A 5846-nucleotide genomic window follows, 5' to 3' on the forward strand; every position below is an offset into this window, starting at 1 on the left:
AGTCCTTATATGGTAAACTTCAATGGTGCAGGCTTCGTGGCTCAAAGTTCTCCAAAAGTATATGCAGGCCTTACGGCCGGCAGTTACACTTGGATTGTAAAAGATGCCAACGGATGTATTGTTCAAGGTTCAGAAGTAGTAGGTCAACCAACAATTTTGGTAGCTTCAACAACACCAGTAAATCCTAAATGTTGTAATGAACCGGATGGTTCAATTACATTAACATTCAGTGGAGGAACCAGTCCATACATGGTGAACTTCAATGGTGCAGGCTTCGTGGCACAAACGTCTCCAAAAGTATATACAGGCCTTATGGCCGGTAGCTATACTTGGATTGTAAGAGATGCCAACGGATGTACCTTTACAGGAGGCACGGTAACTTTAACCAACCCACCTTTGATAGTTGCATCATCAGTCCTTGTGAATCCTAAATGTAACGGAGGAACCGACGGTTCTATCACAATTATTGCTTCGGGAGGAACTGGTATACTAACGTACTCCATAAATCAAGGTTTGACGTATCAAGCATCCAATGTGTTTACAGGGCTTGTGGCCGGTGAATACAAATGGAGAGTAAAAGATGCTAATGGCTGTTTATTGAAAGGTACATTTATCTTAACCACTCCGCCAGCTGTGATTATTTCAGCAACGTTAATGAATCCTAAATGTAACGGTGGAGCTGATGGTTCAATCACGGTGAACGCTACAGGAGGAACAAGCTCATTGATGTACTCTCTAAATGATGGATTTTCTTACCAAACATCAAATGTATTTAATGCACTAGTTGCAGGACAATATGCCTGGGCGGTAAAAGAGGCCAATGGATGTATTACGAAAGGCACGGTTAATTTAATTAATCCTACAAAAATTGAAGCATCAGCAACACCTGCAGATCCTAAATGTAATGGCGGAACCGACGGTTCGTTTACCATAACAGCAACTGGAGGAACAGGAATATTGATGTACTCTGCCAATGACGGCACAACATACCAAGCATCAAATGTATTCAGCGGATTAACTGCTGGAAGCTATCAATGGGTGGTAAAAGATGCCAATAGCTGTATCTTGAAAGGAACGGTTAGTTTACTAAATCCGGCATTAATAGCGGTATCAGTAGCGGCAGTAAATCCTTCTTGTTGTGACGCGTTGACCGATGGTTCAATTATGTTGAATGCGATAGGCGGAACAGGTACATTTATGTACTCTATAAATGATGGTGCAACTTACCAAACATCCAATTTCTTTAGCAAATTACCTGCAGGAGAATACAAATGGGTGGTTAAAGATGCGAATAATTGTATCTTGAAAGGCACGGTTATTTTACGTAATCCTAGTGATCCAAATGCACGATCAATAGCTACGAAAACTCCGACAGCTGATTTTACAGCTTACCCTGTTCCTTTTAAAGATGTCCTTACAATCAGATACGATTTCGATTATATCTCTGATGTAAAAATTGAAGTATTTAATGCACAAGGTATTTTAGTACTTTCAAAAACGGAGACAAATAGTTATTTGAACAAAGAAATCATGTTACACCTTCATACATATCAAGGTCAAGAGCAGATTTATATTGTGAAACTGACTACTGATAGAGGAACTAGCATGAAAAAAGTAATGTCTTCTAAATAATTTTTAAAATGTAGCTAGTCCTATAAAATATAGAGAAGGATTAGAATTTTTAACCTCGAAAGTTTTTACTTTCGAGGTTTTTTTTGTTTAAAATTAAATTTTATGTAATGGCTTTGATGACAAAAAATAAGTATATTCTGAGTTTTAAAGTTTAGTTTAGACAAGAATTCGTCATAAATTTTTGTATAGTATTTTTCTTTTGAATTGAAATAAATAATTAAATTTTTAATCTTAAGCACTATTTAATAAAATTAACTATGTTTTAAATAATCCAGTGCACAAAGCTTATTTTTTAGATTGAAATAGTAATTGAAATAATCCTGCTTTTTAAGACCTTTAATAGGTTTTACAATAAGATGAAATGTATTAAATACTTCTTGCTTCGCCAATATAAAAATTATGATAGTAGTACAAAATAGAATATCATCTTACTGTTATTCTACTTAGTTTCATGAAAATTCTATTATTAGATTTTTTTTAAAACTTCCGTAAACTATTGGATCAATTTCTTTTTAATTCAAATAGTGCTTAATTTTTAAGTACAGGATATATTAAACAGGATAGTCTAATTAAAATACAATCACTTTTGTATTTAGTTACAAAACGAATAAAATTCAAAAACAGCAAAAAAAAGTTCATTTTAAAGTAATAGAATTTAGCCAATCTGCTATTTTTTAATACAATAAATACAATAAAAGAAATGAGTATTGAAAGTAAGAAAATTTGTGTTTAATTTATTTTTAATTTTAACGCGTAAGACACTATTAATCAAATAGTTATAAAACAAAATATTTATATCTACATACTAATTTTCCTAATACATGGTGTTATTTGTCGATTAAAATGGAATTTAAACGAGTATAAACTTGTTTTTATTTCCTTTTTTATTTTAATGGTTAATTTTAATATAAGTAAATAATTAAGTTGTTTCTAGTTAATCAACTTTTTAATAAATTTTTGGGATATGATTTTGGTTCTCCACATTTATGATATCCTGTTTATGAATGTTAACTTCCTTTTTTTTAATTGAAGATGGCTTATTTTCAGACAGTTACATTTCTCCAAAATGTAAGCTTTCAATTTAATTCTAATTATCATTTAATTCTAATTATTTAAAATAAATAATTAAAAATTTTCAACAAATTGATTTTGGTTTAGGTAAGAAGATTTTGTTTTTATTGTGCTAATAAAAACATTATTAATGACGGTGACTTCATTTTTTTTATGAAGATGGATTATGTTTTATATGAGTTTTTATTTCCCAAATCTGTAAACTTTCTTTTATATCTAATCTATGGTGCTAAAATACTTTTATTATGAAAAAGAATACTATTTTCGAGTTTTTCAATATATTATATTGCAAAATAACTAATTGCTTTTTAACGAAAAACAACCTTTCTAAATTAGATTTAACTAAATCTAATGAGAGAAGTTCAATTGATTTTTTATTAAGATTATGGCCTTGTTCTTGGCATAAATCACTTCGAATGTCTCTTATGTTGGGGGCAATTATGATGACGGGCTATACAGTCACTGCTCAAAACATTAAAGGGATAGTGCCGGTATCAACCCCTAAATTAGGTTCAGCAGTTGATGGTAATGCATGGGCTCATGAACCTGATTTTTTTAATAGTGCTCCTTCGATATATTTTACTGTAGGAGATTTGTTTGACAAGATTCACCCAACTATTGATGGTCATGGTCTAGTTAACCCAGAAAATGGAGATGTTTTTTACAAACCAAGTGCTATTCAAAATCCACCTATCGCTCAGAGTATTCCCGTAACCTATCAGCTAAAGGATAATTACACGGGTGATTTTACTATATTCACCCAATCTAATAAAATTAATGATAATCCAAACACCTATGCTTGGGGCCCTGGTACTTCCCCTAATAAAAATGAAACCCAAAATTGTGGTGCTCATTTTAGTTATGGCGAGCAAGGGTTGGCCGGTGGAGTATATGATGATTCCGAAGTTCTTGTTAAAGCTATCACTGGATCTAGTAAGGATTTGTGGTGTCTTTTTGCGGGTGACCGTCAAACTATTAATGGTAGTAGTTACATCGATTTCGAGTTTTTACAAGCACCCTTAACCATGACTGGAGCCACTTATGGACCCATTGACGCGCAGACCGGTGTTGCAGCAATCAATGGCGGTAGCGGTGTATTTCATACTGATGCCCCCGCTTCAACCGGAGGCCGTACAGAAGGGGATCTATTAATAACAATTCAATTTACACAAGGAGGGGGTGAAGCTACTGCCGTAATCCAGTCTTGGACAAATGTAAATGGTACGTGGCAATATCAACTTTTAAATAATAATGACCCGCTGCTTTTAGGAAATATTTTTGTTACTAATAACAATGTAACAACTACAGTTCCATTTGATGTCTATGGAAGTGGGTTTCCGGGTACCTATGCCCCTAATCAATGGGCTGAGGGAGCCATCAATCTTTCGCAGGTATTCAAATTTCTTGACAAACCTTGTATTAATATCAGTACACTATTTATTAGAACAAGGACTTCAGGAAATTCATCTCAGTCAGAATTAAAGGATTTTCCAGGAGCTCCAATTCAATTGAATTTGGATTTTACTCCAAATGCCAATGCAGGTGCAGATAAAATTTTAACTTGTACCACAACTTCTCTTGCATTAAGCGGAAGTTCAACTACCTTAGGGGCGATATTCTCTTGGGTCCCAACCAATGGTGGCCAAATCGTTTCCGGAGCAAATACCGCCACACCAACGGTAAATGCAGCAGGTACTTATACCTTAACAGTTACTAGTCCTGTCAGTAATCTATGTACCGCCACAGATGTGGTCCTGGTCACAGCGAACACCACGCCGCCAAATGCAAATGCTGGCGCTGATAAAGGGTTGAATTGTACCACTACTTCAATAGCCTTAAGTGGTTCCTCTACAACAACAGGCGCTACATTTTCTTGGCTTGCAAGTAATGGCGGTAACATCGTTTCCGGTGCTACAACGGCTGCACCAACGGTAAATGCAGCAGGTACTTATACGTTAACGGTTACTGATCCAATAAATGGATGCACTGCCACCGATGTAGCCTTAGTGACTCTCGATGCTAATTTACCAAATGCCAATGCAGGTGCAGACAAAGTATTGAATTGTACCACTACTTCAATATCCTTAAGCGGTTCCTCTACAACAACAGGAGGTACATTTTCTTGGCTTGCAAGTAATGGTGGAAACATCGTTTCTGGTGCTACAACAGCAACTCCAACGGTGAACGCGGCGGGTACATATACGTTAACTGTTACCAATCCAACTAATGGATGTACCGCTACCGATCTTGCTTTGGTAACATTAAACAATACCACACCAAATGCAAATGCAGGAGCAGACAAAGAATTGACTTGTACAACAACTTCAATTGCTTTAAGCGGATCAACAACAACAACAGGCGCAACATTCTCTTGGCTTGCAAGTAATGGCGGAAACATCGTTTCTGGTGCTACAACAGCAACTCCAACGGTGAACGCGACGGGTACATATACGTTAACTGTCACCAATCCAATTAATGGATGCACCGCCACCGATATAGCCTTGGTAACATTAAATAGTACTGTACCGAATATTAATGCAGGAACAGATAAAGTGTTAACTTGTACTGTTACTTCATTAGCTCTCAGTGGTTCCTCTACAACAATAGGCGCAACATTCTCTTGGCTTGCAAGTAATGGCGGAAACATCGTTTCGGGTGCTACAACGTCTGCACCAACGGTGAACGCAGCTGGTACGTATACATTAACTGTTACTAATCCATTGAATGGATGTACTTCTACTGATGCAGCGGTGTTAATATTAAACAATACTGTACCGAATGTTAATGCAGGAGCTGACAAAATGTTAACTTGCACTCTGACTTCAATATCCTTGAGCGGTTCCTCCACAACAATGGGCGCAACATTCTCTTGGCTTGCAAGTAATGGCGGTAACATCGTTTCTGGTGCTACAACGGCTGCACCAACGGTGAACGCAGCGGGTACTTATGCGTTAACGGTTACTGATCCAATAAATGGATGTACTGCCACTGATGTAGCCTTAGTGACTCTCGATGCTAACTTACCAAATGCCAATGCTGGTGCAGACGAAGTATTGAATTGTACCACTACTTCAATATCCTTGAGCGGTTCCTCTACAACAACAGGAGGTACATTCTCTTGGCTTGCAAGTAATGGCGGAAAC

Annotated in this window: 1 protein-coding gene and 1 pseudogene; both read left to right on the top strand. The window is 36.3% G+C overall.

Annotated features, from left to right (window positions below):
• A partial coding sequence (locus C4S35_RS04900; protein ID WP_146059513.1) for a T9SS type A sorting domain-containing protein occupies positions 1–1632 on the top strand: 1632 nt, incomplete at its 5' end.
• Positions 1633–2948: 1316 nt separating this feature from the next.
• Positions 2949–5846: pseudogene (locus tag C4S35_RS15575) on the top strand (hypothetical protein); the annotation flags it as partial.

The organism is Flavobacterium urumqiense, from assembly GCF_900108015.1.
GTDB lineage: Bacteria > Bacteroidota > Bacteroidia > Flavobacteriales > Flavobacteriaceae > Flavobacterium > Flavobacterium urumqiense.